The organism is Cellulomonas fulva (assembly GCF_018531375.1).
In the GTDB taxonomy this organism is placed as follows: Bacteria; Actinomycetota; Actinomycetes; order Actinomycetales; family Cellulomonadaceae; genus Cellulomonas; species Cellulomonas fulva.
In genome coordinates, this window is sequence record NZ_JAHBOH010000001.1 from 870,159 (window position 1) to 887,065 (window position 16,907).

Sequence of the window (16,907 nt, forward strand, 5' to 3'; positions counted from 1 at the left end):
CTGTTCCCAGCCCGGGGCGCGCCGGCTTGCACCGTCGGTGGGCGGCCCGGGGGCCGCCGCTTTCCAGAGTTGCCTCGCCGGGGCGGTACAGGGGCCTGAGAGATTCCCGGGGAGGGTTGCTCCTTCGGCGCCCGCGTACGCGGGACTCTCCCGCCTCGGTTCGAGCAGCGTGTTCGGTTGTGCCCCCAGCCTACCCGGCACCCCGCCGCCGGCGGCACCCGCAGCCGCACCCCGACGACGCGCCTGCGTGCGGCATCCCGAGCGGCGCACCCGTGGTCGCGTCCGGCGCGCCCGTACCGGTCGCGCCCGGTGCGACGAGGCGTGCGGCCACCGGCGCCCGCCCGGGACGTGGGCTCGTCGTCGGGCGGCGGTTCCACCCGCGGATAGCCTGGGGGGATGGACCAGGGGCAGCGGGCGGTGGTGGTGGTCGTGTCCGACCGCAGCGCGTCCGGTGCGCGCGAGGACCGGTCCGGGCCGGTGGCAGCCGACCTGCTCCGCGGTGCCGGGCTGGCGGTCGCCGATCCCGTCGTCGTGCCCGACGGTGCGGACTCGGTCGCTCGCGCGCTGCGCGCCGCGGTGGCGGACGGCGCGGCGCTCGTCGTGACGTCCGGGGGCACGGGCGTCGCTCCCCGCGACGAGACCCCCGAGGGCACGCGTCCCCTGCTGGCCAAGGAGCTCCCCGGCGTCGCGGAGCTGCTGCGGCGCTCGTCGGAGGTGCCGACGGCGGTGCTGAGCCGCGGGCTCGTCGGCGTGACCGGTGACGGCGTCGTCGTGGTGAACCTGCCCGGCTCGCCGGGCGGCGTGCGCGAGGGGCTCGACGTGCTGCTGCCGCTGCTGCCGCACCTGCTGAGCCAGGTCGAGGGCGGTGACCACGCGTGATCGCGACCGTCACGGACGCGCCCCTTGACCTGCTGTTTCACGTGGAACATGTCGGCAGCGCGCGGGCCGGAGCCGTCGCCACGTTCGTCGGGCTGGTCCGCGACCACGACCCGTCGGTGACCGGCGAGGTCGTCGGGCTGGACTACAGCGCCCATCCCGACGCGGAGGCGACGCTGCGCGGCATCGCGGAGCGGATCGCGGCCGAGGACGACGTGCTCGGGGTCGCGGTCAGCCACCGGACCGGGCGCCTGGGCGTGGGTGAGGCGGCGATCGTCGCGGCGGTCGCGGCGGCGCACCGGGCCGAGTCGTTCGACGCGTGCCGGCGGCTGGTCGAGACCGTGAAGGCCGAGCTGCCGGTCTGGAAGCGCGAGATCCTCGCGGACGGGACGCACCACTGGGTGGGGTTGTGACGACGACTAGCGCACGCGGCACGCTGACGGACCGGTTCGGGCGGGCGCACCACGACCTGCGCATCTCGCTGACCGACCGGTGCTCGCTGCGGTGCACCTACTGCATGCCGGCCGACGGCGTCCCGTGGCTCGCGCGCTCGACCATGCTCTCGACCGACGAGATCGTGCGCGTCGCTCGCGTCGGCGTCGAGCTCGGCATCCGGGAGATCCGGCTGACCGGCGGCGAGCCGCTCCTGCGGGTCGACGTGGTGGACGTCGTGCGGCGGCTGACGGCGCTCACCACGCCCGACGGCGCGCCCGTCGAAGTCTCGCTCACCACCAACGCGCTGCGGCTGCCCGCGCTCGCCGCGCCGCTGCGGGACGCCGGGCTCTCCCGCGTCAACATCAGCCTCGACACGCTCGACCGGGCGAAGTTCCTGGAGCTGACCCGGCGCGACAAGCTGGTCGAGACCCTCGCGGGCATCGCGGCCGCCGACGCCGCGGGCCTCCACCCGGTCAAGATCAACGCGGTCGCCATGCGCGGCGTCAACGACGACGAGGTCGTCGCGCTCACCCGGTTCGCCGTGGACCGTGGTTACCAGATGCGGTTCATCGAGCAGATGCCGCTGGACGGCGGGCACACCTGGGACCGGCAGGTCATGGTCACCCAGGCCGAGATCCTCGAGCGTCTGACCTCGCAGTTCACGCTGACCGAGGTGCCCGGCCGCGGCGCCGCGCCCGCCGAGCTCTGGTACGTCGACGGCGGCCCGCACACCGTCGGCGTCATCGCGTCGGTGACCGCGCCGTTCTGCGGGGCGTGCGACCGGCTGCGGCTCACGGCCGACGGCCAGCTCCGCGCGTGCCTGTTCTCCGAGGCGGAGGTCGACACCCGCGAGGCCCTGCGGTCCGACGAGCCCGCGGACGTCGTCGACGAGGGCGTCGCGGCGGCGTACCGGCGCTGCCTGGCCGGCAAGAAGGCCGGCCACGGCATCGACGACCCGAAGTTCCTCCAGCCGACCCGCCCCATGAGCGCGATCGGCGGCTGACCCGACCGACGGCGCACTCCCGCCGTCTGTTCCGCCCAGTGCGGACGTCGTCACCCGAGTGCGGCCGGTCACCGTCCGCGGTCGCGTGCGACCGTCCGCACTCGGCGGGGTGGGGTGTGAGGTGGGTGTGGTGTCAGCCGCCCGCGAACGGGGGGAGGACGTCGAGCGTCGCCCCCGCGGGCACGGGGTCGCCCGGCTCGACGCGACGGCCGTCGGCCAGGAGCGCGCAGCGGTCCAGGATCGGGCCGAGCGCCGGGTGGCGCGTCACCAGGTCGGCACGGAGCGCGGCGCCGTCGCCCGCGGGGACCTGCTCGGAGTCGACACCGGCCGCCTCGGCGGCGGCGGCGAAGTAGCGGACGGTGATCACGCGGGCTCGTCGTCCCAGGCGCGTGCGCTCGCCTCGACGTCCGCGAGCAGCACCGCGATCTCGTCGGGCGTGCGGCCCGCCGCCGCCAGCCCGGCGACGAACATCGTGACCGGCACCGCGGGACGCGCGACCGTGTGCGCGACCTCGCTCGACACGTTCAGCAGCCGGTCGACGTCGACCAGCGCGGGGTCGACGCCCAGGCGGTCGGTCACGTGCGCGACCCACTGCGGCAGGTCGGCGCCCGGGGCGCGGCGGGGATCGGTCATGGCGTCCTCCGGTCGGAGTGTGCGTCGGGCTGCTCGTCTGCGTCGGGATGCTCGTGTGCGTCGGCCGGTGCGTCGGTCGGTGCGTCGGTCGGCGGCTCGGTCCGATCGTCCCACGACGCGGCCGCCCCGCGGTCGACGTCCCCGGCGAGCTCGGCGTCCAGGCGGCGGACGTCGTCCCAGGTGTCGGCGTCGTCGGCCGCGCCGCCCGGGTCGGGCACGTCCGCCAGGTCCAGGCCGTCGACCAGCGCGCGCACCGAGGCCCCGTGCGGGTCGCCGAGCCGGGCGAGCGCTCGCTCGAGCGCCGTCCGACGGTAGGCGGCGACCAGGTGCTGCGGCCGTCCCTCGCGGTCCACGAGCCGCGCACCCTCCACGCCCGGGCCACGCGCCGCGCCGACGAGCTCCGCGACCACCGACCCGGCCCGCGGAACGTCGCACGCCAGCACCACGACCACCTGGCTCCAGACCTCGCCCTCGCCCCCGACCTCGCCCCCGACCTCGTTCGGTCCCACCGGGTTCGGTTCCACCGGGTTCGGTTCCACCGGGTTCGCTCTCCCCGGGTTCGCTCCCCCCGGGTTCACGGCGGTGCCGGCTCCGAGCGCCGCCAGACCCGCGGCCACACCCGAGACCGGACCGCCCAGCGGCGGGTCCTCGAGCGTCCGCGGCACCCCCGCGCGCGCCAGGTCCGGCGGCGCGACCAGCACCACGCGGCGGGCGCCGGCGACCGCGGCCAGGGCACGGTCGACCAGCGCGACGCCCGCGACGCGGACCTCGGGCTTGACCGCACCGCCCAGCCGCCGCCCGGCCCCGCCGGCCAGCACGATCGCGTCGAAGTCCGTCGTCACCACCGCCTCCCGGTCACGGCTGCACACCCAGGCGCCGTCCGCGGCTACGCCGTGCGGTGCCAGTCGCCGGACTTGCCGCCGGTCTTGGCCTCGAGCCGCACGTCCGCGATGCGTACCGACTTGTCGAGCCCCTTGACCATGTCCACCACCGCGAGCGCGGCGACGCTCACGGCGGTGAGCGCCTCCATCTCGACGCCGGTGCGGTCGGCGGTGCGGACCGTCGCGGTGATGTGCACGCCCTCGTCGTGCACCGCCAGGTCGACGGCCGCGCCGTGCACGCCGATCACGTGCGCGAGCGGCAGCAGCTCGGGCGTGCGCTTGGCCGCGGCGATGCCGGCGACCCGAGCCACGGCCAGCACGTCGCCCTTGGGCACGGCGCCGTCACGCAGCGCCGCGACCACCGCGGGCCCGCAGGCGACCAGGCCGGACGCGGTCGCCGAGCGCACGGTCGGCTGCTTCTCCGTGACGTCGACCATGCGCGCGTGGCCCCGCGCGTCGAGGTGGGTGAAGTCGCTCATGTCCAGAAGACCTCCAGGCTGTCGCCGGGGCGGACCTGCTCCACCCCGGCCGGGATCACCGCGAGCCCCTGCGCCACCGCGAGCCGGGCGACCAGGTGGGACCCGGAGCCGCGCGGGGTCGCGCGGCGCACGGCCACGCGCCCGTCCCCCGAGCGGGCGGCCGCCGGGTCCGCTCCGTCCGACGCGAGGGCACCGGGGCGGGTACCGGAGTCGGCACCGGGATCGGCGCGGACGACCGGCATGAGCTGGGCCCGGCCGACGGGCGTCGACCATGAGTCCGCGGCCACGGCGGGCACCCGCGGCCGCTCCACGTCCACCAGCCCGCGCATCCGCAGCAGCGCGGGCCGCACGAACACCTCGAACGACGTCGCCGAGCTCACCGGGTTGCCGGGCAGCGTCCAGACGGGCGTCCCGCCGGGGAGCCGGCCGAGGCCCTGCGGCTTGCCGGGCTGCACGGCGACGGGCACGAACGCCACGCCCGGCTCGTCGGCGAGCGCGGCCTTGACCACGTCGTACGCCCCGGCGCTCACGCCGCCGGAGGTGACGATCGCGTCGACCGCGCCGTGCTCTCCGGCGTCCAGCGCGCGCAGCAGCCGGTGCAACGCCGCGGGGTCGTCGCGCTCCGGCCCGAGGCGGAGCACGTCCGCGCCGGCCTCCCGTGCGGCGGCGGCCAGCAGCCAGGAGTTGGAGTCGGGGATCTGCCCCCGGCGCAGCGGCTCGCCCGGCGGCACCAGCTCGTCGCCCGTCGACACCACCGCGACCCGCGGCCGCCGGTGCACGACGAGCGTCGAGCGGCCGACCGACGCGGCCGCCGCCACGTGCGCCGGTCCGACGAGCGCGCCCGCGCGGAGCACCGTGTCGCCCGCGGCCGCGTCGTCGCCGGCGCATCGGACGTGCGCCCCCGTCGCCACGGGCTCACGGACCAGCACCGCGCCCTCGTCGGGCTCCCACGCGCCGCCCGTGACGGCCGTCGCGGTCAGCTCCACCGGGACCACGGCGTCCGCGCCGGGCGGGACGGGCGCACCGGTCATGATGCGGGCCGCGGCGCCGGGCGTGACCTCGGGCTCGTCGTCGGAGCCCGCGGCGAGGTCCGCCACCACCCGGAGCCGGACCGGCGCGTCCGGGCGCGCCGCGGCGACGTCGGCCGCGCGCACGGCGTACCCGTCCATCGCGGAGTTGTCCCACCGCGGCAGCGCCTCAGGGGTCGCGACGTCCTCGGCGAGGACCAGGCCGAGCGCGTCGAGCAGGTGGACCTCGACGGTCGGCAGGGGCGTCGCCAACGCGAGCGTCGCCGCCCGGTGCTCGTCGAGCCCCCGCACCCAGACCCCTCCCCTCACCACGTACCCGGACCGGCCCCGATCGTCCCACGCCCCGCTCACCCTCCCGCCGAGCCCGCTATTCCTCCGGCTCTGGCGTACCGGAGCCAGAGGAACGGCGGGGTGGATGGCTTCACGGGCGGGCGGACCAGGCGACGATGCCGCCCGTCAGGTTCGCGGCGTCCACGCCCGCCGCGCGCAGCACCTCGGCCGCCGCCTGCGAACGCCCGCCCGTGTGGCAGTGCACCACCACCGGTCCGACGAGGCCGCTCAGCGGCCCGGTGCGCAGCGCCGACCCGTCCAGGATCGACGCGAGCGGCACCGCGACCGAGCCGGGGATGGCGGCGGCCGCGATCTCGTGCGGCTCGCGGACGTCCACCAGCACGACGAGGTCGTCGGGGTCGGTCAGGCGCGCGGCCAGCTCGTCGGCGGTCACCTGCGGGATACCGGCGGTGGCCGGTGCGGCGCCTCGGGCACCACCGCGCGGGCTCGGCGCGCCCGCGCCGGCTCGACCCGCACTCGGTGAGTGCTGACGGGGCCGACTGTGCGACGAGGCCGGGTGCAGGGGGATCTCGGACCAGCGGGCGCGCAGCGCGTCGAGCACCAGCACGCGGCCGAGCAGCGGCTCGCCCACGCCGCAGACCAGCTTCACCACCTCGGTCGCCATGACCGAGCCGACCTGCCCGCACAGCGCCCCGAGCACGCCGGCCTCGGCGCACGACGGCACCTCGTCCGGCCCGGGCTCGCGCGGGAACAGGTCCCGCAGCGTGACCCCGCCGCCCGGCGCGGCGGACCAGAACACGCTCACCTGCGCGTCGAACCGCAGCACCGACCCCCACACCACCGGGATGCCGAGCTCCGCCGCCGCGTCGGAGACCAGGTAGCGGGTCGGGAAGTTGTCGGTGCCGTCCACCACGACGTCGTAGTCCGTCAGCAGCTCCCGCACGTTCTCGCCGGTCAGACGCGTGGCGTGGGTGACGACGACGATGCTCGGGTCCAGCTCGAGCACCGCGTCCCGGGCCGAGTCCACCTTGAGCCGGCCCACGTCCGACGAGCCGTGGACCACCTGGCGCTGGAGGTTGGACAGGTCCACCTCGTCGTCGTCGACGATCCCGATCGTGCCGACGCCCGCGGCCGCGAGGTACTGCAGCACCGGCGCACCCAGACCGCCGGCACCGAGCACGCACACGCGCGCGGCCCGCAGCCGCCGCTGCCCCAGCAGCCCGATGCCCGGGAGCAGCAGGTGCCGCGCGCCGCGGGCCACCTGCTCGTCGCTCAGCTCCCCGACGGCCTCGACGAGCGGTGCGGTCCCCATCCCCCCAACCTACGACGTCCGCGAGAACGCCATCGCTCGCGCTTGGCGGCCCCGGAGCCGGAGGGATGGCGTGGTCGGCGGGAGATGAGGGGTCAGTCGAAGTCGAGGAGGTCGCCCAGCCAGGACTCGCGCTTCTTCTTGCGGCGGTAGCGCGGGTCGCCGTACCTCGGGTCGCCGTACCTCGGGTCGGCCTGGCGCGGGTCGTACGACGAGTCCCGCGAGCGCTCGTCGTAGCGGCGGTCGGAGGAGCGCTCGTCGTACCGGTCGTACCCCGGGCGCGGGTCCGCGTAGCGGGGGTCCGGGTAGGCCGTGCGGGTGTCCGGCCGGACGTCGGCGGGCGGCGTCCCGTACGCCGGGGCGGGCGCGGGGGCGGGAGCTGCGGGAACGGCGGGAACGGCGGGAGCGCCCGGCACGCCCGGCTCGGTGGCGGGGGCCATCGCCGCCGCGCGGTCGAGGATCTTGTCCAGCTCGCCACGGTCCAGCCAGATCCCGCGGCACGTGGGGCAGTAGTCGATCTCGACGCCCTGACGCTCGGACATCACGAGGTCGACCTGGTCGACGGGGCACTTCATGAGCGGTCCTCCGGCTCGGGGATCGGTGTCCCTGACCGAACGAACGACGACGACGGGAGGTGCCCGCGGCCTCGTCGGACGGCTCAGGGCCGCAGCGTGCGCTGCCAGGCGACCACACGGTCGACCGCCTCGGCCACCACCTCGACCGACGACGCGAAGGACAGCCGCACGTACCGGTGCCCGTCGACGGGGTCGAAGTCGGTGCCGGGCGTGAGCGCGACGCCGGCCTCGTCCAGCAGCCGGGCGCACCACGTCACGGAGTCGAGCCCGGACGCGGACACGTCCCCGTAGAGGTAGAACGCGCCGTCGGCGGGGGCGACGTCGGTCCAGCCGAGCTCCGGGAGCCGCTCGAGCAGGAGCGCGCGGGCGGCCGCGTAGCGCTCGACGTTCTCCCGCGCGGCGGCCATGCCCTCCGACGAGAACGCGGCGAGCCCCGCGTGCTGCGCCAGCGCCGGCGGGCAGAGCGCCACGTTGCCGGCGAGCGCGTCCACGGGCCCGGCCAGGTCCTCCGGCAGCACCAGCCAGCCGAGCCGCCAGCCGGTCATGGCCCAGTACTTGGAGAACGAGTTGACGACGACGGCGCCCGAGCCGAGGTAGCGCGCGGCCGTCGCCACCTCCGCCGCCGTGTACGTGATGCCGTGGTAGATCTCGTCGCTGACCAGCCGGACGCCGTGCGCACCGCACCAGTCCGCGAGCGCGGCGAGCTCGGCGGCGTCGATCATCGTGCCCGTCGGGTTCGCGGGCGACGCGACGACGAGCCCCTCGAGCGGCGCCGCGGCGTGCGCCTCCTCGAGCATCGCGACGGTCGGCTGGAACCGCGTGCCCGGACCGGCCGCGAGCTCGACGACCTCGCACCCGAGCGCCGCGAGGATGTTGGTGTAGGCGGGGTAGCCGGGGCGGGCGAGCGCGACCCGGTCGCCCACGTCGAAGGCGGCGAGGAACGTGAGCACGAACCCGCCCGACGAGCCCGTGGTGACCGCGACGCGCGCGGGGTCCACCTCGACGCCGTACCACTCGCGGTAGTGCGCGGCGATCGCCGCCCGCAGGCGGGGCGCCCCGAGCGCCTCGGTGTAGCCCAGGTCCCCGCTCGTCAGCAGCTCGGCCGCCCGCCGGCGCACCGCCTCCGACGCCCCCGTCGCGGGCTCCCCGGCGCACAGGTTCAGCACGCGCTCCCCCGCCGCGCGGCGGGCGTTGGCCGCGGCGAGGATCTCCATGACGGCGAACGGCGGCACGTGCGCGCGAGCGGCGACCTTCATCCCCCCATCCTGCCCGGCGGCGCCGACGCGCGGCGGGTGCTCGGGAGAGTCTGTCCGGGTCAAGCCGGGGTCAGGCCGGGGTCAGGGCAAGCGGGTGCGGATGTGGGCCACCACCCCGTCGGCGGCCGCCTCGATCTGTGCCAGGGCCTGCTCGAAGTCGCGCATGCCGCCGTACCAGGGGTCGTCGATGTCGAGCACGTGCTCGGGCTCGCCGGGTGCCACGACGGGCGCGGCGGGGTCGAACCGGCGCAGCAGCACCACCGTGTCGACCGCGGCGTCGGGCGACCCGGCCGCGAGCCGGCGCAGCGCGCGGGCGTGCTGCGCCGTCATCGGCAGCACCAGGTCCCGCGCGGCGAGCTCCGACGCGGTGATCCGGTGCGCGCGGTGCCCGTGCGCGGACCCGCCGGGCCCCGTTCGAGTTGACACCGGGTGAAACGGGCAGCACGCTGGGCAGACGCCTCGGTGACACGAGTCAACGGATAATCCCCTCAGCGTCGAGGGCCGTGACACCGGCCGGCGTGGGGCGGCCTGCCGGGCCGCCGGCAGCACCGGCACGGCCGGCCGACACCACCCCGACGTCGGCCTCCGTGCCGTACCCCCGGTGCCCGACGAGCGTCACCGACGACCCGCGTCGCGCACCCGTCCCCCCTGAGAGACGGAGATGAACCGCATGTCTGCTCACGCAGAGCTCGCGCGGACCGGGCCGACGTCGCCCCGGCCCGCAGGAACCGGGCCGCACGACGGCCACCGCCTCGACCGCCGGGCCCTGGTGGCGCTCGTCGTGCTCGGCGCGCTGGTGCTGTACCTGGTGCAGGCCGTGCTGCTGCCCACGCCGCGCGCGGACGCGGTCGGCGTGGGCGCCGGCAGCTACGCGGAGGGCACGCCCGCCGGCGGCGCCGTGCCGACCGAGTGCGACAACCGCCCGGTCACCGACCCGCGCGCGCACGTCACCAGCAGCTTCCCGGCGGGCGCGATCCCGACGAACGACTGGTGGACGTCGCTGCTCTGGCGCAAGTTCGACTGCGCGTCGATCTCCGAGAACCTCATGGCGCACCCGCTGGCGTTCCACGCGTTCACCAACGGCCTCGGCGTCAGCTACCCGACCACCCCGACGATCTCCGGCACCGCGACCGGCGTCGGCGAGTACCACTACTCCTACGCCGAGGACTTCCGGCTCGGCATCGCGGGCCTGACCGCGGACGGCAAGGTCGACGGCTACTCGGACTGGACCGTGAGCGAGCTGTGGAGCAACGGCTCGAGCAGCCTGCGCACCACGTTCGGCCACGGCCTGCCCTTCGTCTACGCGACGAAGACGGGCGGCAACGCGACGCTCACCACCACGGGCACGCCCCGCGTGTGGAGCACCGCGAACGGGGCGGTCGGCTTCACGGTCAACGGGCACGACTACGCCGCGTTCGGCCCGACGGGCTCGTCGTGGAGCACGTCGGGGACGACCATCTCGTCGTCGCTGAACGGCGGCTCCTACTTCTCCGTCGCCGTGCTGCCCACCGCCACCACCGACGCCGCGCGCGTCGCGGCGTTGAACGCCTACCTCCCGTACGCGCACAACCACGTGACGGGTACCAAGGTCTCGTGGTCGTACGACGAGGCGAGCGCCCGGCTCACCGCGACGTACGCGTTCACGACCACGGCCAAGCAGGGGTCGGCGACGGGCACGGTGTTCGCGCTCTACCCGCACCAGCGCGACCACCTGTCCGGGACCACGCTCAGCGCGTACTCGTACGTGTCCCCGCGCGGGCCCATGAAGGTCGCCATCGGCGCGACGAGCTTCAAGACCGTGACCCCGTTCAACGGCGTCCTGCCGCAGCTCGCGAGCACCGGCTTCCCGGCGGGCTCGTCGGACGCGAACCAGCTGAACGGCTACGTGAACGACGTCGCGGCCACCGACCCGTTCGCGGGCTTCGGCGAGGACACCTACTGGACCGGCAAGGCGATCGGCCGCGCCACCCAGGTCATCCAGATCGCGAACGCCACCGGCAACACCACCGCCCGGGACAAGCTCCTGGCCTCGGTGAAGACGCGGCTCACGGACTGGATGACCGCCTCACCCGGGGAGACGCAGCGCGCCTTCTTCTACAACAAGGCGTGGGGCACGCTCATCGGCTACCCGGCGTCCTACGGCTCGGACACCGACCTCAACGACCACCACTTCCACTACGGGTACTACGTGGTGGGCGCGGCGACGGTCGCGCAGTTCGACCCGTCGTGGGCCGCGGACTCCGCGTACGGCGGCATGGTCGACACGGTCATCAAGGACGCCGCGAACTGGGACCGTACCGACACCCGATTCCCGTTCCTGCGCGACTTCGACATCTACGCCGGCCACGACTGGGCCGCCGGTCACGGCGCGTTCGGGGCAGGCAACAACCAGGAGTCGTCGTCCGAGGGCATGAACTTCGCCAGCGGGCTGATCCAGTGGGGCCAGGCCACCGGCGACAAGACCATCCGCGACCTGGGCATCTACCTGTACACGACGCAGGCGTCGGCCATCGAGAACTACTGGTTCGACACCGACGACGAGGCGTTCCCCGCCGCGTTCGGCCACTCGACGGTCGGCATGGTGTGGGGCGACGGCGGTGCGTACTCGACCTGGTTCAGCGCCGACCCGGAGATGATCCAGGGCATCAACCTGCTGCCCTCCACGGCCGGCCACCTGTACCTCGGCTACGACCCGGCGTACATCACGCGCAACCTCGCCGAGCTGGAACGCAACAACGGCGGGCCCGCGACGGTGTGGAAGGACATCATCTGGGAGTTCCAGGCCCTGGCGGACGCCCCGACGGCGCTGGCGCAGTTCCGGTCGCAGGCCTCGTCGTACACCGTCGAGGAGGGCGAGTCCCGGGCGCACACGTTCTACTGGCTGAAGAACCTGTCCGGGCTCGGGACGGTCGACCGCTCGGTCACCGCGAACACCCCGCTGCACGCGGTGTTCGTCAAGAACGGGGTCCGGACGTACCAGGCCGCCAACATGGGCTCGTCGGCCGTGACCGTGCGGTTCTCGGACGGGAAGACGCTCAGCGTCCCGGCCCGGTCGGTCGCGAGCTCGGCGGGAGGCGGCGGCACCCCGGACCCGGACCCGACGCCGACCCCGACGCCTACGCCGACGCCTACGCCCACCCCGACGCCCACCCCCACCCCGACGCCCACGCCCACGCCCAACCCCACCGGCCCGACGACCGGGGTGGACGCGACCAGCCGCATCCAGGCGGAGTCGTTCAGCGGCGCCGCGGGTGTCGCGACGCAGGCGACGGAGGACGTGGACGGCGGCGCGAACGTGGGCTGGATCGCCGACGGCGACCACCTGCGGTTCGACGGGGTCCGGTTCGGCAGCACGCCGCGCACGCAGTTCTCGGCACGCGTGGCGTCGGGGGCCGCGGGCGGGGTCAGCGGCCTGGTCCAGGTGCGGCTGGACAGCCTGACGTCCGCCCCGATCGGCTCGTTCGCGATCGGCAGCACGGGTGGCTGGCAGACGTGGCGCACGGTCCCCGCGAACATCACGGGGACCACCGGCACCCACACGGTGTACCTGACGTTCCAGTCCGGTCAGCCGGCGGACTTCGTCAACCTCAACTGGTTCACGTTCCAGTGACCCGGTAGCGACCTCGAGGCGTCCCGCCGGATCGCTCCCCGGCGGGGCGCCTCGTCAGGTCGACTCGCGCGCGACGACGTGGAACACGTCGTCGGTGCGCGCGGGCAGGGGCAGCGTGGCGTCGAGCGCCGCCCGCACCGACGCCACCAGGTGGTCCGCCTGCGCGTCGATGGCCTGCCACACGGTGGTGAGCGCGGGGGCGGCGAGCCGGGCGGCGGGGATGTCGTCGACGCCGATGACCGCGACGTCGTCGGGCACGCGCAGCCCCATGGCCCGCGCCCCGGCCAGGACGGCGAGCGCGACCTCGTCGTTGTACGCCGCGACGGCCGTCACCGGCTCGCCGGTGCGCCACTGCCGCACGGCGCGCGCGGCGTCCTCGACCGCCAGGTCGACGGCCGCGACCCGGGGCTCCGGCAGCCCCCGCCGCTCGCACTCGAGCCGCACCCCCGCGAGCCGCCGGTCGGCGAACGCGGACAGCCGCGGGTCCGCGGGCGCCGCGTAGGCGAGCACGCGGTGGCCGCGGTCGGCCAGGTGCTCGACCTGCAGGCGGCCGATGCTGATCTGCGGCACGGCGAACACGTCGGGGTGCGGGTCCTCGTCGAGCGCGGCGCCCACCACCGGGATGCCCGCGCGGCGCAAGGCCTCCCGGTCCGCGTCGGCGAACGGCGCGAGGCCCAGCACGACGCACGGCGTCACGGCCCGCCACAGCTCCTGCAGCGACTGCGTCCCGCGGCCGCTGTGCACCAGCACCGACAGCCCGTGCTCGGCCAGCGCGGTGGTGACGTGGTCGATCAGCCGGTCGATCACCGGGCCGAACGTCCAGTCCGGCAGCACGCAGAGCACCAGGTCGCTGCGCCCGGACCGCAGCGCGCGTGCGGCGGCCGACGGCGTGTAGCCCATGCGGGCGGCGGCGTCGAGGACGCGCTGGCGGGTGGCCTCGGTGATCACGACGCCCGACTTCGCGTTGAGCACGTAGCTCACCGTGGTGCGCGAGACCCCGCTCTCCCGTGCGACGTCCGCACTGGTCACCCGCGGCACCGTTGCCTCCTCGCCCTGTCCCTGCTGCTCGCCCACCCTAGTGCGCGGCCCCGGTCGCAGGGCCGGAACGACGAACGGGACGGCACTGGACGACGAGCGGGTACGGGCCGGGACGACGAGCGCGGGAGACGGGTCGCGAGCGCCGGTGCGGGACCGGGGCGCTCGGGACCTGTCTCCCGCGCTCGAGGCGGGACGGGTCAGCGCACCGTCAGGGTGCGGCTGGCGGTGACCGGGACGTAGGACGTCGAGCCCGCGTAGCGGACCGTCACCTTGGCCGTGCGCGTGACCGGCGGGAGCGTCAGGACCACGCGGCCGCCGGACAGCTTCTTGGTGGCGACCTTCGTGGACCCCACCTTGACGGTCACGGTCCCGGCCGGCTTCGCCCCCGGGCCGGACACCACGACGACGAGCGTGGGCCGCGCCCCCTTCTTCACGGTCCAGGCCGAGGCGCCGAGGCTCACCGTGGGCGTCGCCCGGGTGACCTTGAGGACCGGCGACGACGACGAGCCCGCCAGCGTCGAGGTGCCCGCGTACACCGCGGTGAGGCGGTGCGTGCCCACGGCGAGCGTGGACGGCAGCGTCACCCTGGCGGTGCCGCGGTCACCCGAGACCAGCAGCGTGCCCGTGCCGAGCACCTTCGACCCCTCGCGCACCTGGACCCGGCCGGTCGGCGCCTGCCCGGCGCCGGTCACGGTCACGTCGACCCTGGCCGCGCGCCCGTAGGTGGTGGCCGTGACGCTCGCGCTCGTCGTGGTCGACACCTTGCCGAACACCGACGTGCGCGAGCCCAGGTCGAGCAGGACCGTCTCGCCCGTCGCGTCCGCGACACCGTCGTTGTCCGTGATCGCCCACACCGTGCCGTCGCCCGCGACGGTGAGGCCCTCGAGCTTCTCCTGCGTCCAGCCGGCGGTCGCGCGCAGGTCCGGCAGCACGTCGCGCGCCAGGGTCTTGGTCAGTGCGCCGACCGTGCCCTCGGCGGGGTCCTCGGCCGGGACCTGCACCGTGTAGACCCGCTTGACCGCGGCGTCCTCGCCGTTGAGCTTGTCGCGCTCGATGACCGCGAGCGTGTCGTCGTCGACGGCCACGACCTCGGACAGGCCGATCCAGTCGCCCGCGACGCTCGTCGTCGACAGCGGGTACGCGAACCAGGTCCACGAGCCGTCGGCGACGTCGTACCGGCCCAGGCGGGCCGTGCCGCCGAGCCCGCCCGGGTCGCTCGTCAGCCCGCGCTGCAGCGCGACCCACACGTGCTCGCCCTCGTCGTCGACGACCGTGGTGACGCCCTCGACGCCCCACTTCGACAGGCCGGCGGCCACGTCGGACGGCAGACCCACCCTCTCGACGATCGCGCCGTACGCGTTGGTCCGGACGATCTCGTTCGCCGCGCCCGTGGCACCCTCGACGCCGAGCCAGAAGCCGCCGGACGCGCGCGTCGCCACGCCCTCGACGTCGAGCGTGACGCCCACGCCGCCCTGGGTCACGCGCAGCTGCCGGTCGATGACCGCAGGGCTGGTGCCGACGTCGATCGACAGCAGGCGGGTGTCCTTGTAGGCCGCGTCGGTCGCGGACCACAGGCGCTGGTCGTCGCGCGGGTCGGCCGCGAGCGCGCCGAGCGCGCCCCAGCCGATCGGCGCACCGCCCGCGTCGGCGGAGACCACCGACGGGAAGGCCGGGGACCCCGCCTCGTCGGCGTACGCCTCGCCGAGCCCGTAGACGCTCACGGCCGACCGGACGCCGGCGCCCGCCTCGTCCGTCTCCGACGAGACCAGCAGCAGGTCGCGGCCCGGCACCGGCAGGATGCCCTCGGGGCCGTTCGTGGTCGCGAGGACCTGCGAGAACACCGGCTGGGCCGGGTCGGACACGTCGTACACCGCGACGAAGTTGGACCGCTCGGAGCCGACGAACGCGTACGGCGTGCCGTCCATGGTCGCGACCGCGAGGCCCTCGATCTCGACGCCCTTCTTGGCGGCGCGGTCCTCGGTGTGCAGGCCCGTGCGCACGGCCAGCCGCTCGAGCGACGCGCCGGCGTCCCACACGACCTCGCCCGTGGTCGTGTCGAACACCGACCAGCCGCGCGTGCCGCCCTTCCAGTCGCCCTCGTTCGCGGTGGCGACGTGGGTGGCGTCGAGCCAGCCGATCGCGTCGGGCTCGCGCGGCACGTCGGTGATCGCACCGGACTGGTCGATCACGCCGTCCTTCGTGGTGTCGATCCCGGAGACCGACGCGGTGCCCGCCGTGAACACCCGGTCGATCTCGCCGGACGCGACGTCGACCAGCACGATCCCGTTGTTCTCCTGCAGCGTCACCGCGACCGTCGAGCCCGTGGGGTCGATCGCCACGTACTCGGGCTCCGGGTCCTGCGGGGTGTCGATCCCGGCCGCGACGAACGCCGGCAGCGCCTGGTCACCGTCGGTGAACGCGACCGGCCGCAGCGCCCAGCCCGCGGGTGCGGTGGCGTCGGGCAGGTCGACGAGCACCAGCGAGCCGCCCGGGAGCTGCGGCAGGTCGCCCTCGTCGGCGCCCTCCGGGGTCGCGTCCTCGTCGCGCTGGTTCTCGATCGCGATCGCGGCGTGCTTCTTGTCCGGCGTGAGCGCGATCGAGTCGGGCTGGCCGCCCAGGTCGAGGGTGCGGACCACGGCGTGCGTCTCGAGGTCGACGACGACGAGCACGCCCGACGGAGCGGTGAACGACTCCGAGGTGTCGACGACGACGAGCACGTAGCCGCCGACCACCGCGACCGACGTCGGCTCGGCGTGGGCACCCACGCCCAGGTCCGCCGCGAGGTCGAGGGTGCCCCGGCCCACCGGCTTCGCCGGGTCCGTGATGTCGACGAACCCGATGCGCCGCGCGAGCGCGTCGGTGTGGACGAACGTCTTCCCGTCCTCGGACACCGCGGAGATCTCCGCGACGGTCTCGGCGGCGGCGTCCGTGCCGGCCGGACGGTTGAGGTAGACGGGGTAGGTCGACAGCCGGTGGAACGTCGCCTCGGCGGCCGGGCCGGTCCAGCCGGCGTCCGACCACCCGGGGGCGGCGGGGGACGCCGCGGTGGCGGGCGCGCAGGTCAGCGCGGTGACGGCGAGAGCGGCGACGACGGCGGACGCCGCGGTGGCGGGCGCGCAGGTCAGCGCGGTGACGGCGAGAGCGGCGACGACGGCGGACGCCGTGACGGCGGCCGGTCGGGGAAGCGCACGGCGGGGGCGTGCAGGCAGCATCGGATCTCCTCGGTACGGGGGTCGACCGAAGCGTCCTGGCAGCCGGTGACGGCTCGTCGAACCGCAGGTGAACGTCCTGCGGCGGGTACCCGACGAGTACGCACGCCGCCGCCCGCATCGCGTCCGCGCCCTGCCCGGTCCCCGCCCGCTCACCGCCCCACGGGCCCGTCCGCGGCCGTGACCTGCACGTGACCTGCACGTGGGCACTCCCGCTGCGGGGCTTCGCCGTGTACGCTGAGGGCTGCGTTCATGTCGCGGGGCTGCCCCGCTGCGCTCTTCGG

Annotated in this window: 15 protein-coding genes and 1 riboswitch; of the genes, 4 read left to right on the forward strand and 11 right to left on the reverse strand. The window is 75.5% G+C overall.

The genetic code is table 11. From position 1 onward, the window contains the following. Positions 1-73 precede the first annotated feature (73 nt). A riboswitch (glycine riboswitch) is annotated at positions 74-163 on the reverse strand. Between the two features lie 233 nt (positions 164-396). The 3 genes from KIN34_RS03785 to moaA are packed head-to-tail and all read left to right on the forward strand — an operon-like array spanning position 397 to position 2,314. Further along, entirely contained in the window at positions 397-879 is a 483-nt protein-coding gene (locus tag KIN34_RS03785; RefSeq protein WP_214346897.1) for a MogA/MoaB family molybdenum cofactor biosynthesis protein, read from the forward strand. Further along, positions 876-1,289 carry a molybdenum cofactor biosynthesis protein MoaE gene (locus KIN34_RS03790; RefSeq protein WP_214346899.1) on the forward strand — a complete coding sequence of 138 codons (414 nt, stop codon included), beginning with the start codon at positions 876-878 and terminating at the stop codon, positions 1,287-1,289. The genes KIN34_RS03785 and KIN34_RS03790 overlap by 4 nt, the downstream gene beginning before the upstream one ends. After that, positions 1,286-2,314, forward strand: coding sequence for a GTP 3',8-cyclase MoaA (gene moaA, locus KIN34_RS03795; protein ID WP_307858074.1), 1,029 nt, complete (start codon positions 1,286-1,288; stop codon positions 2,312-2,314). Before KIN34_RS03790 ends, moaA begins: the two co-directional genes overlap by 4 nt. Before the next feature lie 133 nt (positions 2,315-2,447). On the opposite strand, the gene KIN34_RS03800 is transcribed toward moaA, so the two are convergent. From KIN34_RS03800 to KIN34_RS03840, 9 genes are all read right to left on the reverse strand, one after another. Next, positions 2,448-2,681, reverse strand: a complete 234-nt coding sequence (locus KIN34_RS03800; protein WP_214346901.1) for a MoaD/ThiS family protein — start codon at positions 2,679-2,681, stop codon at positions 2,448-2,450. Then, positions 2,678-2,947 carry a DUF6457 domain-containing protein gene (locus tag KIN34_RS03805; protein WP_214346903.1) on the reverse strand — a complete coding sequence of 90 codons (270 nt, stop codon included), beginning with the start codon at positions 2,945-2,947 and terminating at the stop codon, positions 2,678-2,680. Before KIN34_RS03805 ends, KIN34_RS03800 begins: the two co-directional genes overlap by 4 nt. Beyond that, entirely contained in the window at positions 2,944-3,789 is an 846-nt protein-coding gene (locus KIN34_RS03810; RefSeq protein ID WP_214346905.1) for an NTP transferase domain-containing protein, read from the reverse strand. The genes KIN34_RS03805 and KIN34_RS03810 overlap by 4 nt, the downstream gene beginning before the upstream one ends. A gap of 44 nt (positions 3,790-3,833) precedes the next feature. Beyond that, positions 3,834-4,307: a cyclic pyranopterin monophosphate synthase MoaC gene (gene moaC / locus KIN34_RS03815; protein ID WP_214346907.1), complete on the reverse strand. Its 474-nt coding sequence runs from the start codon at positions 4,305-4,307 to the stop codon at positions 3,834-3,836. Further along, positions 4,304-5,626: a molybdopterin molybdotransferase MoeA gene (locus KIN34_RS03820; RefSeq protein WP_214346909.1), complete on the reverse strand. Its 1,323-nt coding sequence runs from the start codon at positions 5,624-5,626 to the stop codon at positions 4,304-4,306. Before KIN34_RS03820 ends, moaC begins: the two co-directional genes overlap by 4 nt. Positions 5,627-5,756: 130 nt before the next feature. Beyond that, on the reverse strand, positions 5,757-6,938 hold the full coding sequence (locus tag KIN34_RS03825; protein ID WP_214346911.1) for a ThiF family adenylyltransferase: 1,182 nt from the start codon (positions 6,936-6,938) through the stop codon (positions 5,757-5,759). A 92-nt stretch (positions 6,939-7,030) separates the two neighbouring features. After that, positions 7,031-7,510: a TFIIB-type zinc ribbon-containing protein gene (locus KIN34_RS03830; protein ID WP_214346914.1), complete on the reverse strand. Its 480-nt coding sequence runs from the start codon at positions 7,508-7,510 to the stop codon at positions 7,031-7,033. 83 nt (positions 7,511-7,593) lie between these two features. Then, positions 7,594-8,766: a pyridoxal phosphate-dependent aminotransferase gene (locus tag KIN34_RS03835; RefSeq protein WP_214346917.1), complete on the reverse strand. Its 1,173-nt coding sequence runs from the start codon at positions 8,764-8,766 to the stop codon at positions 7,594-7,596. Positions 8,767-8,847: 81 nt separating this feature from the next. Further along, positions 8,848-9,192 (reverse strand): arsenate reductase/protein-tyrosine-phosphatase family protein, encoded by a 345-nt coding sequence (locus KIN34_RS03840; protein ID WP_307858075.1) that lies wholly within the window; start codon positions 9,190-9,192, stop codon positions 8,848-8,850. Positions 9,193-9,436: 244 nt separating this feature from the next. Between KIN34_RS03840 and KIN34_RS03845 the strand changes: the two genes are divergently transcribed. Next, positions 9,437-12,376 (forward strand): glycosyl hydrolase, encoded by a 2,940-nt coding sequence (locus KIN34_RS03845; RefSeq protein WP_214346920.1) that lies wholly within the window; start codon positions 9,437-9,439, stop codon positions 12,374-12,376. A 54-nt stretch (positions 12,377-12,430) separates the two neighbouring features. On the opposite strand, the gene KIN34_RS03850 is transcribed toward KIN34_RS03845, so the two are convergent. After that, a complete protein-coding gene (locus tag KIN34_RS03850; RefSeq protein WP_307858076.1) occupies positions 12,431-13,405 on the reverse strand; it encodes a LacI family DNA-binding transcriptional regulator in 975 nt (324 codons plus the stop codon). Positions 13,406-13,611: 206 nt separating this feature from the next. After that, on the reverse strand, positions 13,612-16,626 hold the full coding sequence (locus KIN34_RS03855) for an esterase-like activity of phytase family protein (RefSeq protein ID WP_214346926.1): 3,015 nt from the start codon (positions 16,624-16,626) through the stop codon (positions 13,612-13,614). Positions 16,627-16,907 lie beyond the last annotated feature (281 nt).